The following is a 16,736-nucleotide window of genomic DNA, read 5'->3' as shown; positions in this document are numbered from 1 at the left end:
CAACAAAAAAGAAATATGATTACAGGAAAAAATTACGTGGGAAGTACACTAAAAGCTGGGGGTAATAAAACGTTTAAAACATTTAACCCACAGCAGAATGTCGAAAATCCCTGGGTTTTTACAGAAGCAACTCATGAAGAAATTGAAGAAGCAGTTGCTTTGGCTCATCAGGCATTTGGAACGTATAAAAAATATTCCGGTTTAGAAAGAGCTGGTTTTTTAAATGCTATAGCTGACGAAATCGTAGCTTTAGGAAATGATTTGTTAGTTCAGTATTGCAGTGAATCCGGCTTTCCAATGGGCAGAGCAGAGGGGGAGCGCGGAAGAATGGTTGGTCAGCTACGCGCGTTTGCCCAAATGCTCATTGAAGGGAGCTGGGTTCAGGCTGCAATTGATACGGCAATAACAGACAGGGTTCCTGCGCCAAAAGAAGATTTGCGTAAAATGTTGGTACCTCTTGGGCCGGTGGTGGTTTTTGGGTCCAGTAATTTTCCGTTTGCATTTTCAACAGCTGGTGGAGATACCGCTTCAGCATTAGCGGCAGGCTGTCCTGTGATTGTAAAAAGTCATTCGATGCATGTAGGAACAGGCGAAATGGTTGCTTCGGCTATTATAAAAGCAGCGCAAAAAACAAATATGCCGGAGGGTGTTTTCTCCAATCTTATTGGTGGGGGTACAACGCTTGGAACCGCATTGGTGAAACATCCGTTAGTAAAAGCAGTTGGTTTTACCGGAAGTATTCGTGCCGGAAGAGCCTTGTTTGATCTGGCAGCACAACGACCAGAGCCAATTCCGGTTTTTGCCGAGATGGGGAGTGTAAATCCTGTGGTGCTTTTGCCAAATGCCGTAAAGGTAAACAGTCAAAAATGGGCTACGGCTTATGCGGGATCTATCACGCTTGGAGCAGGTCAGTTTTGTACCAATCCGGGATTACTGTTTGGAATTAAGGGAGCTGAGTTGGATAAATTCTCAGAAGAATTAACTCAGGCCATTGAAAAAATAGAACCATTTTGTATGTTGCATCCTTCAATGAAGAATGGTTTTGAAGAAGGATCAGCAACAATGCTGGCACAGAAAGGTGTTGCAAAAATTGCAGAATACAAAGGTGACGCGGCACCAAATTACGGAGTACAGAAAGTTTTAACCGTAGACGGCAAAACTTTTTTAGAGAATAAAACCTTAAGTCATGAGGTTTTTGGACCTGTTTCGGTACTGGTGCAATGTGATGATGAACAACAATTGCTAACGATTATCAATCAATTGGACGGGCAGCTAACAGGTACCATTATTGGAGAGCCTGAGGAATTGAAAAATCAGGACGAATTGGTTGCAGCGATGCAGAGCAAAGTGGGACGATTGATTTTTAACGGTGTTCCTACGGGAGTTGAAGTTTGTCCTTCAATGATTCACGGAGGGCCTTATCCGGCTTCTTCCGATTCGAGATTTACTGCCGTTGGAATTCATGCGGTTTATCGCTGGGTTCGACCGTTTAGTTATCAGAATTGGCCCAATGAATTATTACCTGCAGCATTGCAAAATGAGAATCCATTACAGATTTTAAGAACTTTAAATAATATTCAAACAAAATCCCAGATAACATAAATGGTAAAGAAGACTTTTTTTTGTGTAGATGCACACACTTGCGGGAATCCTGTAAGAGTGGTGGCAGGCGGTGGGCCGAATTTGACGGGCGCTAACATGAGCGAAAAACGCCAGCATTTTTTAAAAGAATTTGACTGGATCCGAAAAGGACTAATGTTTGAACCTCGCGGACATGATATGATGAGCGGAAGTATTTTATATCCGCCAAGCGATCCTGCCAATGATTTTGGGATTTTATTTATCGAAACTTCCGGTTGTCTGCCAATGTGCGGTCACGGAACCATTGGTACCATTACCATTGCCATTGAAGAAGGTTTGATTACTCCAAAAGTACCGGGAAAAATAAGAATGGAAGCTCCTGCCGGCCTCGTGAATATCGAGTACCAGCAAACCGGAAACAAAGTCGACTGGGTACGTCTGACTAATGTAAAATCGTATTTGGCAGCAGAAGGATTAACTATTGATTGTCCTGAACTGGGCGAAATTACTTTTGATGTGGCATACGGGGGAAACTATTATGCGATTGTGGATCCACAAGAAAATTTCTCCGGAATTCAGAATTTCTCCGCCGGTAAAATTATCCAGTTGAGTCAGGAAGTCCGTAAGAGAATTAATGCCAAATATCCGGACTATTTTATCCATCCGGAGAATGATACCATTCGTGATGTCAGCCATATGCTTTGGACGGGAGAGCCTTTAGATCCGACATCGTCAGGTCGAAATGCTGTTTTCTACGGAGACAAAGCCATCGATCGTTCTCCTTGCGGTACCGGAACATCAGCGAGAATTGCACAGCTGCATGCCAAAGGGAAACTTAAAGTAGGAGAAGATTTTATTCACGAAAGTTATATTGGCAGTAAGTTTATTGGAAAAGTGGTGGAGGAAACTTCAATTGGAGACATTCCTGCGATTGTACCAAGCATTCAGGGCTGGGCAAAAGTATACGGTTACAACACCATCATCATCGATGAAGCAAATGATCCGTATGCTCATGGTTTTCAGGTAATTTAAAAAATATTAAAAATTTAGATTCATTGAAGGAGGATAAGATTCTTCTTCAATGAATTTTTTAATTTCGTACAAATGAAAAGAGTAAGTATAGTTGGAGGAGGTATAATAGGCTTGTGTACCGCTTATTATCTGGCTAAAGAAGGATTTGAGGTAACTGTTTTTGATCAGTCTCCTATGGATGATGGTTGTTCTTATGGAAATGCCGGAATGATCGTTCCCTCGCATATTATTCCGTTGGCACAGCCCGGTATGATTGCTCAGGGAATCAAATGGATGTTCGACAGTCAGAGTCCGTTTTATGTAAAACCGAGATTAGATGCCAATTTGATGAAATGGGGACTGCAGTTTTACAAACATGCCAATGAGAAACACGTCGCAAATGCAATGCCGGCACTGCGTGATTTGTCATTGTTGAGTAAGGAATTGTATCAGGATTTTGCCAGAGAAAATAATTCGTTTTTCTACGAAGAAAAAGGACTTCTGATGTTGTACAAAACCGATAAAACAGCACATGAAATGTTTCATGAAGGACGAGAAGCCGAAAAGCTGGGTTTAAAAGTAGACTATCTTTCTGCAGCAGCAGTTGCAAAACTGGAGAACGGTACTAAAACCGATATTTTAGGAGGGATACACTATAAAGGCGACGCGCATTTGTATCCACAAAAATTCATGCAGTTTATCAAAGAAGAATTAAAGCGCTTAAAAGTAGAAATTCACTCCGGTACCACAGTACAGGATTTTACTTTCGATCATCATAAAATTACGAAGATCGTAACAGACAAAGGTATATTTGCCACAGATGAAGTTGTGCTGGCGGCAGGTTCCTGGAGTCCTTCACTGGCTAAAAAACTCGGGATTTCAGTTTCTATTTTACCGGGAAAAGGATACAGTTTTACACTGAAGGACCAAGATCACAAACCTTCGATTCCTTCGATTCTATGCGAAGGAAAGGTAGCCGTAACCCCTATGAACAATGATATTCGTTTTGGGGGAACTATGGAGATTACCCATACCGGAGATACCAAAATCAATAAAAACAGATTACAGGGAATCATAAACAGTATCAACGAGTTTTATCCCGATATGCAGGTGGGAATGCCTGAAAATAAGGATACCTGGTTTGGTTTCAGACCTTGTACACCTTCGGGAATGCCAATCATTACGCGTGCCAAAAAAGTTGTAAATTTGACTTTCGCCACCGGACATGCGATGATGGGTTTAAGCCTTGCACCGGCAACCGGAAAAATAATTACCGAGATTATTTCAGGCAAAACAACTTCGGTTGATACTAAAATGTTTCAATTATAAATTATGAGATACGATTCAATTCCGGCTTCTTTATTCGAAAATAACCGTAAGAGGTTTGTCGAAAAAATGCAGATTAACAGTTTGGCTATTCTTACTTCAAACGATGTGATGCCCAATAATGCAGATGATGTCATGGGGTTTGCACAAAATAATGATTTGTTTTATCTGTCCGGAATTGAGCAGGACGAAACTATTCTGGTGCTCTATCCCGATGCTTTTAAAGATGAAAACAGAGCTATTTTATTTGTAAAAGAAGTCAGTGAACATACGTTAATCTGGGATGGAGATTTCTTGACCAAAGAAAAAGTTACAGCTCTTTCCGGAATTAAAAATGTAAAATGGATACATGAATTTGAAAAAGTCCTGCAGCTGTTTGCCTTTGAGGCCGATGCCATTTATCTGGGACATAACGAGCACATTAAAAGAATAACTTCGGAAATGAATACCCGCCAGGATCGAATGATTCAGTGGTGCAAGCAAAAATATCCGCTACATCACTACGAGCGTGTGGCCAAAATAACGAGAGAGTTGCGTCCTGTAAAATCAGATGAAGAGATCGCTTTAATCCGAAAAGCCGTGGCTATAAGTATCGAAGGATTCAAAGCATTGTTAAAAGCGGTACAGCCGAATGTAAAAGAATACGAACTGGAGGCTGAACTTGCGTACCATTATATTAAAAACGGAGGAAATCGTCATGCCTTCAAACCTATTATCGCTTCGGGCAAGAATGCCTGTGTCTTACATTACAATACCAATGATTCGGTTTGTCAGGACGGCGATATGCTTTTGGTCGATTTTGGGGTTTGTTATGGCAATTACAATTCCGATACTACGCGCTGTCTTCCGGTAAACGGAAAATTTTCAGCCCGTCAGAAAGAAGTTTACCAATCGGTTTTGCATTGTCTGAAAGAAGGATCAAAATTTTTAAAACCGGGTGTTTTATCGAAAGAGTACGAAGCACAGATGGCAGGTCTGGTGGAAGCCGAACTGGTAAAATTAGGTTTGATTACTTTGGAAGACATTGCAGTGCAAGACCCCGAAAATCCTGTATACAAAAAATACTTCATGCACGGAACGGCTCACTTTTTAGGACTGGATGTTCATGATGTGGGGTTGTATTCCAAACCTTTTGAAAAAGGAATGGTGCTTACCTGCGAGCCTGGAATTTATATTCGGGAAGAGGGAATCGGCTGCCGACTGGAAAATGATTATTTGTTAACCGAAGACGGAAACATTAATTTATCCGAAGATATGCCTATTGAAATTGAAGAAATAGAACAGCTATTAAATACGAAATAAACCATGATTAAAAAACACTTCTTACTGCTTCTTTTGGTCTGCTCGGGCATTTGGGCTCAAAAGGATATTGATATTAACGAATTAAAGTGGCTGCCCAATTCACATTCGTTTTGGGTAAATTCCGGAAAGGATATTTTGGTATATGATGTGGATAAACTCAATCAGAATACCACTGTTTTAACCAGACAGCAATTAACAAATGCAGGTTTTAACGGAGAAGTAGAAGAATTAGTCTGGAACCAGAATAAAACCAAAGTTCTCGTTTATACCAATTCAAAAAAAGTGTGGAGAGCCAATACCAGAGGTGACTATTGGTTTTTTGACTTGACGACCGGAAAAGGAAGAAAATTGGGAGCCGGCTTAGAAGAATCTTCTTTAATGTTTGCCAAATTTTCTGCGGATAACGAAAATGTAGCTTACGTTTCAAAACACAATATTTACCTTGAAAATCTGGCGTCAGGAAAGATTACCGCTTTAACGACAGATGGAACTGATAAGGTAATCAATGGAACTTTTGACTGGGTTTACGAAGAAGAACTGGCCGCACGTGACGGATTTCGCTGGAGTCCTGATGGTAAAAGTATAGCTTTTTGGCGTGTAGATGCTTCGGAGACAAAGTTTCACTTAATGATTAACAATACAGACGCTTTATACCCATTTGTAATTCCGGTAGAATATCCAAAAGCTGGAGAAAAACCTTCTGCTGTAAAAATTGGAGTTATTGATATCGCTTCTTTAAAAACCAACTGGCTTGATATTCCGGGTGAACCGGATAATAATTATTTGGTTCGTATGGAATGGGTGGCAAAAGATGAGGTAATGGCTATACAATTGAATCGAAATCAAAATCAGGCTTCGATTTACAATTGCAATACGCAGTCTGGGAAAGCAACTTTAGTGTATCAGGAAAAATCAGCAGAATGGATTGATGTTTTTGATATTTCCTCTGGCGTGTACGATGGTTTCCCTTGTCAGTTTGTAGACAACGGTAAATCTTTTTTATGGAGTTCAGATGCCGATGGCTGGATGCATGTGTACAAAATAAGCCGTGACGGAAAAAAGAAAGAACTGATCACAACCGGAAATTTCGATGCTTATTTTAAAGCTTATAATGACAAGACAAAATCAATTTATTATATCGCAAGTCCAAAAGATGCTACGCAGCGTTATCTGTATGAGACGAATATTAATTCGCTTAAAACCAAAAGAATAACTCCGGAAGTATTTGAAGGAACTAATGAATATGAGTTTTCGACAGACGGATCGTATGCCAAACACACCAATTCTAATATCAATCGCGATTTTAATGTACGCTTAGTTTCACTTTCCGATCATAAAAAAATACTGCCAAAAGAGGCTGATGTTTTGGTAAAACCAACACGTGACTTTTCATTAGAGAAATTCAAAGTAAGCACTGTCGACGGAGTTGAAATCGATGGAATCATGGCAAAACCTCTTGATTTTGATCCGACAAAAAAATACCCGGTGTTCTTTTACGTTTACGGAGAGCCAATGGCTTCGGTAGCGAATGACATGCCTTATTTTAATGGATTTATTGACTTTTTAATTCCTAAAGGCTACATTGGAATTGCAATGGACAATAGAGGAACTCCGGTTTTGAAAGGAAGAAAATGGAGAAAATCAATTTACAAAAATATTGGAATCATCAACACCCGTGATCAGGCTATGGCGGCCAAAGAAGTACTGAAATGGAACTTTATTGATGCGAACAGAGTGGCCATACACGGATGGAGCGGAGGTGGAGCCGTAACTTTGAATCTAATGTTTCAGTATCCTGAGATCTATAAAACCGGCGTAGCCATCGCAGCAGTTACCGATCAGCATTTTTACGATAATATTTACACCGAACGTTATATGGGATTGCCGGACGAGAATGAAGCTGCCTATATTCAGGCTTCACCCGTAACACACGCAAAGAACTTAAAAGGAAATTTGCTTTACATTCACGGAACCGGCGATGATAATGTGCACTATAAAAATGCAGAAGTTTTGATTGATGAACTGATCAAATACGACAAAGTTTTTAATTTAATGATCTACCCAAATCGTACGCACAGCATTCATGAAGGCGAAGGAACCCGAAAACATTTAGTCGATACTTTTATAAAATTTATAGAAGAAAAGTGTCCTCCGGGAGCGAAATAAAATCATTTTAAAAGCATAAAAAAAGGGAGAATTTCTGTAAAAAGGATTTCTCCCTTTTTTTGGTGGTCTAAAATCAAGTAAAAAAAGACAAAAAGTAAGAAAATAAGCACGTATGTTGTTCGAATTTGAAAGGGTAAGATAATACATGTAAAATATTAAATATGTAATAAAAGGGTAATATAATAGGTTTTTGCGATAATATATTATCATAAAAATTATCAAAAAAGCAAAACATTTGCCAATACTAATTATAAAACCATTTTATGAAATTCAAGTTTTTTCAAAGAAAAACGGTAGTACTTTTTTTTGTACTGCTAGCACAATTTGCGCTCGCACAGGAGCGGGTTGTATCGGGAATTGTTTCAGATAATGCAGGCTTACCTTTACCGGGTGCGAGTGTATTGATCAAAGGAACAAAAACAGGAGCTCAAACTGATTTTGACGGTAAATATTCTATAAAGACAAGTCAAAACGCTGTTTTAATCTTTAATTATATTGGGATGAAGGCTGTAGAGGTAACCGTTACGGGGAACACTGCCAATGTTTCTTTATCTCCTGCTTCAGAGCAGCTTGGGGAGGTTGTTGTTACGGCGTTGGGGCTTAAAAGAGAAAAGAAATCTTTAGGTTATGCCACTCAGGAAATTAAAGGAGAAGACCTGACCAAAGTAAACAATGGTAACGTAGCCAATGCAATTTCAGGTAAAATTGCCGGTGTGCAAATCAGACGTAACAATAATATTGGAGGTTCAACGAATGTGGTGATTCGTGGTACTACTTCCTTAACCGGAAACAATCAGGCGTTATGGATTGTAGACGGTATTCCGTTGAATAATGACAATACCAATAGTGCCGATCAGAAAAGCGGAGGTAACACAGGAGGATACGATTACGGAAATGCCGCTTCGGATATCAATCCTGACGATATCGAAACGATGAACGTACTGAAAGGAGCTGCAGCTTCTGCTTTGTATGGTTCAAGAGCTTCAAACGGGGTGATCCTTGTAACGCTAAAAAAAGGAAGTAAATCTAAAGGAGGTTTAGGCGTAAGTTTTAGCTCCGGAGTTACTGTTGGTGTAGTCGATAAAAAAACCTTACCAGAGTATCAAAATCAATACGGTGGAGGATATGGTGACTTCTACGGAACAGTTGATTTAGGAAGTGGGGTACATCCATATGCTGCAACCGATGATGCCTCATGGGGACCTAAATTTGATCCTAATTTGTTAGTGTACAACTGGAGTTCTTTCTACCCTGAATTACCGGGTTACGGAAAAGCTACTCCTTGGACAGCAGTAAAGAAAAATCCAAATGATTTTTACCAAAAGAGCTTGACGTTCATTAATAATATTGCTTTTACCGGATCAGGTGAAAAAGGAGATTTCAGATTTGGTTATACGAACTATAACATGAATCAGGGGATTTTGCCAAACAGTAACAATCGTAAAGACAATTTTAACTTCTCCGGAAGCTATAACATTCTGCCTAAAACTAAAATTTCGGCATCGGCTAATTATTTAAAAGCAGATGCGAAAGGAATGAATGAAACCGGTTACGGTGATGGTGGAAACAACTATCTGAGCAGTATCAGACAATGGTATTCTACAAGTGTAGATTTTCAGGATTTAAAAGATGCTTATGATCTTACAGGAAAAAATACAACCTGGAGTGTTGGAGGACCAAATGATTTAACATTGCAGTTTCATGACAATCCTTATTTTCAAAGATACAACAACTACAATACTTTAAATCGTGATCGTTTTTTCGGAAACTTTGCTTTGAATACACAAATCACCGATTGGTTTGAGATTACAGGTAAAGGTGCTGTAGATACCTATAATCAGTTACAGGAAGAGCGCATTGCTGTGGGATCAAAAAGAACACCAAATGCACTTGGACAATATACCAGATTTGATAAAACGTTCAGAGAGATCAACTTCGATTTGATCATGAATTTTAAAACTAATATTACAGACGGAATTAAGTTCAACGGAATGCTTGGAGCTAATTCAAGACGTTCAGTGAGTAAGTCCATTTTTACAGCGACAAATGGCGGACTGGTAGTGCCTGGAATTTATGCTTTGAGTAATTCTATTGATAAAATCAACAGCCCTGGTGAGTCAGAAGTAGCCATCGGTACCAACAGTGTTTATGCTAATGCGAGTTTCAATTTTATGGAAACTTATTTCTTAGAGGGAAGTTATCGTGTAGATAAATCTTCAACGTTACCATCAAGTAATAGTACTTATACGTACCCTTCGATTACAGGAACTTATATCTTTAGTAACCACATTAAAACAAATTGGTTGTCTTTTGGAAAACTTCGTTTGAATTATGCAGAAACAGGTAATGATGCTCCGTTTGCTGTGATTGCAGCAACTTATCCAAAAGGTGATAATTTTGGACCTGACGGAATTCGTTTCTCTACAGAAAACAATAAAAGTAACTCTAATTTAAAAAGTGAGCTGACAAGAGGTCTTGAAGCCGGTATAGAACTTAAATTGTTCAATAATCGTGTAGGTCTTGATTTCTCTTACTACAAAAGCAATACAACCAATCAGATTCTTTCAGTGGAAACACCTACACAAACCGGATACACCAGAGCCTGGATAAACGGAGGTGATGTTCAAAATAAAGGATATGAGGTGACCTTGTCTGTAATTCCGGTAAAAACAGCCAATTTTAGCTGGGAAGCAAAAGTAAACTGGTCTACCAATAAAAATGAAGTAATTTCATTAGGAGGAGCTGACAGAATTTCGTTAGGATCTTTCCAGGGAGTAGGATATGTTGCTGAGGTTGGAAAACCAATTGGACAGTTGATCGGTTCCGGATTTACTTATTTAAACGGAGAAAAAGTAATTCGTTCAAACGGAAGATATTTACAAACGGCCGGAGCAACAATTGGAGATATAAACCCGGATTGGATTGGTGGTTTGAACAACGTAATTACCTATAAAAATTTCTCATTGAACTTTTTGATTGATGTGAAAAAGGGAGGAGACGTTTATTCATTAGACCAGCGTTTCGGACATACTACAGGTATTTATGAAAGTACGGTTTCGAACAACCATTTAGGAAATCCACAAAGAAATCCGATCGCAAGCGGCGGAGGGATTCTGTTGTCTGGGGTTAAGGAAGACGGAACTCCAAATGATAAAGTGGTAAGTGTAGAAGGAGCAAATGGATATTCATTTTACAATTCCATGCCGGAACAGCAATATGTTTACGATGCTTCTTATGTGAAATTACGTGAATTAGGATTAAGCTACAGATTGCCATCAAAATTCCTGGCGAAGACTTTTATCACCAACATGATTTTGTCAGTTAATGGAAGCAACTTGTGGATTATTCATAAAAATCTGCCGTACGCTGATCCGGAAGCAGGACTTTCGTCAGGAAATCTTCAGGGCTTTCAAACTGGAGTTTTGCCTACCTCAAAAGAGTATAACTTTAATATGAAAGTTCAATTCTAAAAACAAAAAAAAATGAAAATAGTAAAAACGATATTTTTTGCAGGAGCCATCTTACTTTCGGTAGCCTCTTGTGATAACTTAGAAGATTTAAATCAGGACAAAAAAGCCTATACCACCGTTTTGCCGGGGGCACTTATGAGCAATGCACAGGTAAATTATGCCTACTTCCTGACCAATGCTTCAGTAAACAGCAACAATTTTAGAGGATATGCTCAATATTGGTCTACCACAACCTATACCGATGAGGTGAACTACAATATGGAAAGAAGAAATTTAGGAAGTTCTCTTTCAACGTTGTTATACAGAGACGTTTTGCAGGATTTGGTAAACGCTCAAAAAGACATAAAGAGCAAAGAAGCTTTAGGAGCTGTTGATACTGCAATTAAGAAAAACAAAATCGCAGTACTTGACGTTCAGATTGTGATGGCGTATCAGGCGCTTGTAGATTTGTTTGGAAACGTGCCTTACAGTGAAGCTTTGGATATTAATCTGTATCCTTATCCAAAATACGATGATGCCAAAACCATTTATTTAGATCTGGCTGCCAGATTAGATGCTGCTATTGCGGCTATGGACGGCAGTAAAGAGAGCTTTGGTAAAGCCGATTTAATTTACAAAGGCGATGTGACAAAATGGAAAACATTAGCGAATAGTGTGAAATTAAAACTTGGATTACACCTTGCAGACATTGAGCCCGCTAAAGCAAAAACAATAGTAGAAAGTGCTTACAATTCAGGAGTAATGACCAGTGAAGAGGAAACAGCATTGTTCCAGTATTTTTCATCACTTGTTGATATGAATCCGTTGTATGATACTTTGGTAAACGAAAGTCAAACGATTCCGACTGAATATTTTGTGAATCAGTTAAATGGAAAAAATGACCCAAGACGTGATATATTCTTTAATCCAAATTCTAAAAAAGGCGGTAGCTATAAAGGAGCTCCTTATGCCAAACAAGTAAGTTATGGCGATTTTTCAAACATGGGATCAAGATTGAAAGAAAGAACAAACCCGGGAGTAATTTTTGATTACACTGAAACCTGTTTCCTTTTGGCAGATGCTGCAAACAGAGGATTTAGCGTAGGAGGAACTCCGGAAGAATATTATAAAAAAGGAATTTTGGCAAGCATGAACTTTTGGGGAGTTGCGAATGCTGATGCACAGACCTATGTAAACAGAACAGATGTTGACTTTGCAACTGCTGCCGGAACAACAAAAGAAAAAATCGCTTACCAGCTTTGGATTGCTTATTACAACAGAGGATTTGAGGCATGGACAGAATACAGAAGACTGGATTTTCCTGTATTGTTAGCCCCTTCAACTGCTGTTGATGCGGCAAAAGGAAAAGTACCGGTTCGTACTATTTACTCTCTTTTTGATAAAACCTTAAACAAAGGAAATTATGAGGCTGCTGCTGCTGCCATAGGAGGGGATTTGATGACTACAAAAATTTTCTGGGATAAATTTTAATTTGAATTAGTTTTCCTGTTTTTAACCGGGGCCTTTAATTAGGTTCCGGTTTTTTTATTTTTATTTAATCCCATAGTCCGACTGAGCGAAGCCAAAGTCTTGTTTCCCGAGCCTCATTGTCCGACTGAGCGAAGTCGAAGTCTCTTTTTGCATTGCATAGTCCGACTGAGCGAAGCCAAAGTCTTGTTTCCCGAGCCTCATTGTCCGACTGAGCGAAGTCGAAGTCTCTTTTTGCATTACATTGTCCGACTGAGTGAAGGTCAGGTCTTACTTATTGAATCCTATTGTCCGACTGAGCGAAGTCGAAGTCTTGGTTTTGTTTTATTTAGAAAATAGCCTAATTTATTTGTGAATGCTTGATTTATTTGGTTTATTTTTTAATTATGTGTTTTTTTAAAGTTAAAAAGTTGTTAATTATATATTGTTTTTAAATAACATAGTATCAATAAAATAGAAGCTATGCTGGTAATTTTGGTGGCAACAAATTAACCCAAAAAAAATGAAAACAAAACTACTAGTATTAATGCTCGTTTTTTCGATAGGGAAAATGAGCGCGCAGGGACTTCCTTGCCGGACGACAGAAGAAAACGCCAAAGTGTATCGGAATAGCCCCAAATCACTTCAGGAAAAAAAAGATTTTGAAGCCTTTACCAAAACATTTACCCTTCAGCGTAAAAGCAACACTTCAAAAACAGCAGCAGCACCTACTTATGTTATCCCCGTGGTTTTCCATATTTATGGAGACGTTCAAAGCGGAAAAACCATTACCTATGAAAAAATCGTCAATCATTTGGCTCAGTTAAATGACGATTTCAATGGCAGGAATGCCGATTACCAAACAGTTGAGCCCTTTTTTCAAGCGAGAAGAGGAACATTAAACATCGAATTTAAACTGGCGAAAAAAGACCCTAATGGCGGATGTACCACGGGTGTTGTTTTCCATGCGGCCAAAAACGGTTACGGAAATGGCGGTGGTTACGATGATCAGATTGCTGCGGATGCCTGGGACAATAAAAAATATATGAACGTTTATATTCAGAATGATTTGTATAACGAAGGAGTTTTTAACAATTCAGGAGTTGCCTGGTATCCTGATTCTGGTATGACGGCCAATAACACAGCACGTGTCGTTTTTAACGGAGCTTATCTTTACGACAACTCCTACAGCAAAGAATTTTCAGCAACCCTTACACACGAATTTGGACATTTCTTAAACCTGATTCACACTTTTGAAGGAGGCTGCTCCGGCACAGATGAAGTTGCCGACACTCCTGCAGAAGATGCTAAGCATACTCTGGCTTGTACACCGGGAACTAATTGTACAGGAGATAAAGTAAACATCGAAAATTATATGGGGTACAATGGTGCACAAGGCTGTTATAAAATGTACACCCAGGGTCAGATTGACAGAATGCTGGCAGCCTTACAGCATCCGGCAAGGATTACGCTCTGGCAGCCGCAAAACTTAATTGATACCGGAGTGAACACGACTGAAAGCAGTTTAGTAGCAACCGGAACTACTTTTAAAGAAGCTGTTATCAATGATGGATCTTTTGATACAGCCTCAGTGGTAACTTTTAGCGGAGGAAAGACTTTTGCACTAAGTTCAGGAACTTTGTCAGCAGGAACCCATTTTACACATACTTTTCCAGCCGGAATCACACCAGTTGTTACTGTAAATTCAAATGGTCAGGTGACGGTAACACTTTCAGGAAAAGCAACAAATCATGCAGCAACGCAAAATACAACTGCCGGAATCACATTCTTACCTGCGGCATTTACAGGAGGAACTGCAGGTTTGTCTTGTACTGCTTTGTTTTACAATTTAAGATTTACGGATCCTTATGGAATCTTCTTTGTAGACATGCCGGATATTAACATCTCTTCAAATTTAACCTGGAAGTTTTTTGATATTGCAAAAGGAGACGACACTTCATTCGGAGGTTGGCGTTATGCGGCCAATGCATTAAAAATTGAAACTTATGGCAAAAGATTAACTTGCGAGAGTGGTAGCCGAAACATTACCTTATTAGCTCAAAACACCGCAGTTGGTCCGACAAGTAATATGACTGCTCCGGGAGCATACCCAAATCAATTAGATCTAAGAACAGCGAGTTATACCGCCTGGGATGGAAAATCGGGATATGTAGGTTTTGAATACAAAATCGATGGATTGCCTTGCTATGGCTGGTTCAAAATAAGCGTTGCGGCAAATGGAGACGGTTACATCATTTCTGAATATGCCTACAATACACAACCCAATGCGCCTATTTATACCGGTGTGACTAACAAAACGGCGGTTGTTTTATCAGAAAGTATACTGTACGAGGCGGAGGCAAATGACGGTGGTGTTACCACGACCAGTACAATTTCGTTATCTACTAACAATGGAACTTTTACAAAAAGTACTGGAACCTTAACTGCTGGAACTGATTTTGCTATTACAGGAGTTCCTTCAGGATTAACCGCTGTATTGACGCTTCAGGGAAATAATAAAGTAGTGGTTTCCTTTACCGGAAAAGCAAGCACACATCTTCCTGCAAATGATGCTGCTGTAGTCATTACATTCAAAGATGCTGCAATCACAGGAGGAATTGCGACTCTTGATACATCATCAAAAACGATCAATTTGAAATTTGATGCACCTTACGGAGTTTTTTATGTAAACAATTCTGATTATGTTGCTTCGGCAGCCCAAACCTGGCAGTATTTTGATTTAGGGATTGGAGATAATACGGAGTATGGAGCATGGCAGTTTGCTGCTGCTGCTTTAAAAGTAGAAACTTATGGCAAAAGACTGGTAGGACCTACAGGTACACGTAACATTAGTTTAATTACAGAGGGAACTACAATTGGTGCCGCAAGTAATTTTGTAACCCCTGGAGCGGCATATCCGGATCAGTTAGATTTAAGAACAGCAAGTTATACAGCCTGGGACAACCAAACAGGTTATATCGGTTTTGAATATAAAAGCAGAGGCCGTACCTGTTATGGCTGGATGCATGTTAAAGTGGAAGCAGGTGGAGTTGGTTATTCCGTTTTAGACTATGCTTACAATACGAAGCCAAACGAATCCATTCAGGCCGGAACTCAGGCACCTGTAACTGTTTTGGCACCTACAAGTCTGACGGCTGCAGTAAACAACACCGGCTTACAGGCACAATTGACATGGGTAAACAACGCAACTAATGCGACAAACATTGTAGTAGAAAGAGCAGGAGCAGATAATGTTTTTGCCGAAATAACAACATTACCAAGTACAGCGGCTACGTATACCAACACAGGTCTGACAGCCGGAAGTACTTATAAATACCGAGTACGTGCAAAAGCAAATAGCATTTACTCTGCGTATTCTAATGAGGTTACGGCCACTCTTGCGACAGGTTCAGCGTATTGTACTGCTCAGGGGAATAATAATTACGAATACATCAATTCAGTAACTATTGGAAGTTTTACCAATACATCCGGTAAAGATGCAGGGGGGTATGCTAATCTTACGTCTAAAACTGTAACTGTAACTCCGGGAGTAGCTACAAATGTTAGTCTGGCGGCAGGTTTTTCCGGAGGATCTTATTTAGAATATTGGGGAGTGTGGATCGATTATAATAAAAACAATGTTTTTGATGCTTCTGAAAAAGTGATTGACGGAATTTCTTCTACCGGAACAGCTACAGGCAGTTTTACACCAATTGCGTTTACCGGAACGACCAGAATGCGCATTGTAATGAAATATTATGCGAACCCGTCGGCTTGTGGAAACATTGGAGATGGTGATGTGGAAGACTATACGGTTGTTGCAGGTTCGACACCTAATCCGACAACTTTGCCGACACCAACCAATATTGGGAATTCAGGAGTGTATTCATCCGGATTTTATGCTTCATGGAATACAGTGGCGAATGCAACAAGTTATGAAGTACAGTTGAATAATGCTAGTACAGGCTGGACCACTTTCGGAACTTCCACAACCTATTATTTATGGGTTCCGAAACAAGGCACACAAACCGTTTATCAGTTTAGAGTTAGAGCTAAAAATGCAACTGAGGCAAGTAACTGGAGTGCTCCGTTGACCATTGATTTGCAAAACGGAAGTGCAGGAGCAGATCAGACTGATTTTACAAAATCATTTACGATGTATCCTAATCCGGCTTCGGAAGTGGTTAATTTCAACTTCGCTAATTTAAACCTGGCGGATACTAAAATCACCATCTACGACAGTACAGGAAATGTTATTGACATTGTAAAAAACACAGTTTCTTATCCGGTACACCGTCTTAGAAAAGGAGTTTATATAGTGGTAGCTACAGATGGAAGCTTCACAGATACTAAAAAGTTATTGGTTAAATAAATAATTTGGTTTGTAAAGAAGAAAAGGGAAACGATATTGTTTCCCTTTTTTTATGCTTTTTA

The 16,736-nt window shown here is 39.4% G+C and carries 8 protein-coding genes; all 8 read left to right on the top strand.

What is annotated here, in order from left to right; all coding sequences use genetic code 11:
• Positions 1-15 precede the first annotated feature (15 nt).
• The 8 genes from JO950_RS04680 to JO950_RS04645 all read left to right on the top strand — a co-directional run bounded on the left by JO950_RS04680 (position 16) and on the right by JO950_RS04645 (position 16,674).
• Positions 16-1,602 carry an aldehyde dehydrogenase (NADP(+)) gene (locus tag JO950_RS04680; RefSeq protein ID WP_202701545.1) on the top strand — a complete coding sequence of 529 codons (1,587 nt, stop codon included), beginning with the start codon at positions 16-18 and terminating at the stop codon, positions 1,600-1,602.
• A complete protein-coding gene (locus JO950_RS04675) occupies positions 1,603-2,613 on the top strand; it encodes a 4-hydroxyproline epimerase (protein WP_202701544.1) in 1,011 nt (336 codons plus the stop codon).
• 72 nt (positions 2,614-2,685) lie between these two features.
• Positions 2,686-3,921 (top strand): FAD-binding oxidoreductase, encoded by a 1,236-nt coding sequence (locus tag JO950_RS04670; RefSeq protein WP_202701543.1) that lies wholly within the window; start codon positions 2,686-2,688, stop codon positions 3,919-3,921.
• Positions 3,922-3,924: 3 nt separating this feature from the next.
• Positions 3,925-5,220: an aminopeptidase P family protein gene (locus tag JO950_RS04665; protein ID WP_202701542.1), complete on the top strand. Its 1,296-nt coding sequence runs from the start codon at positions 3,925-3,927 to the stop codon at positions 5,218-5,220.
• 3 nt (positions 5,221-5,223) lie between these two features.
• Entirely contained in the window at positions 5,224-7,386 is a 2,163-nt protein-coding gene (locus JO950_RS04660; RefSeq protein WP_202701541.1) for a DPP IV N-terminal domain-containing protein, read from the top strand.
• A gap of 263 nt (positions 7,387-7,649) precedes the next feature.
• Positions 7,650-10,856 (top strand): SusC/RagA family TonB-linked outer membrane protein, encoded by a 3,207-nt coding sequence (locus tag JO950_RS04655; RefSeq protein ID WP_202701540.1) that lies wholly within the window; start codon positions 7,650-7,652, stop codon positions 10,854-10,856.
• A gap of 12 nt (positions 10,857-10,868) precedes the next feature.
• Positions 10,869-12,326, top strand: coding sequence for a SusD/RagB family nutrient-binding outer membrane lipoprotein (locus JO950_RS04650; protein WP_202701539.1), 1,458 nt, complete (start codon positions 10,869-10,871; stop codon positions 12,324-12,326).
• 499 nt (positions 12,327-12,825) lie between these two features.
• Positions 12,826-16,674 carry a M43 family zinc metalloprotease gene (locus JO950_RS04645; protein WP_202701538.1) on the top strand — a complete coding sequence of 1,283 codons (3,849 nt, stop codon included), beginning with the start codon at positions 12,826-12,828 and terminating at the stop codon, positions 16,672-16,674.
• The last annotated feature ends 62 nt before the right edge of the window (positions 16,675-16,736 follow it).

Origin of the sequence: Flavobacterium sp. UGB4466 (assembly GCF_903469665.1) — a bacterium.
GTDB lineage: Bacteria > Bacteroidota > Bacteroidia > Flavobacteriales > Flavobacteriaceae > Flavobacterium > Flavobacterium lipolyticum.
This window is presented reverse-complemented; position numbering and strand designations above follow the sequence as displayed.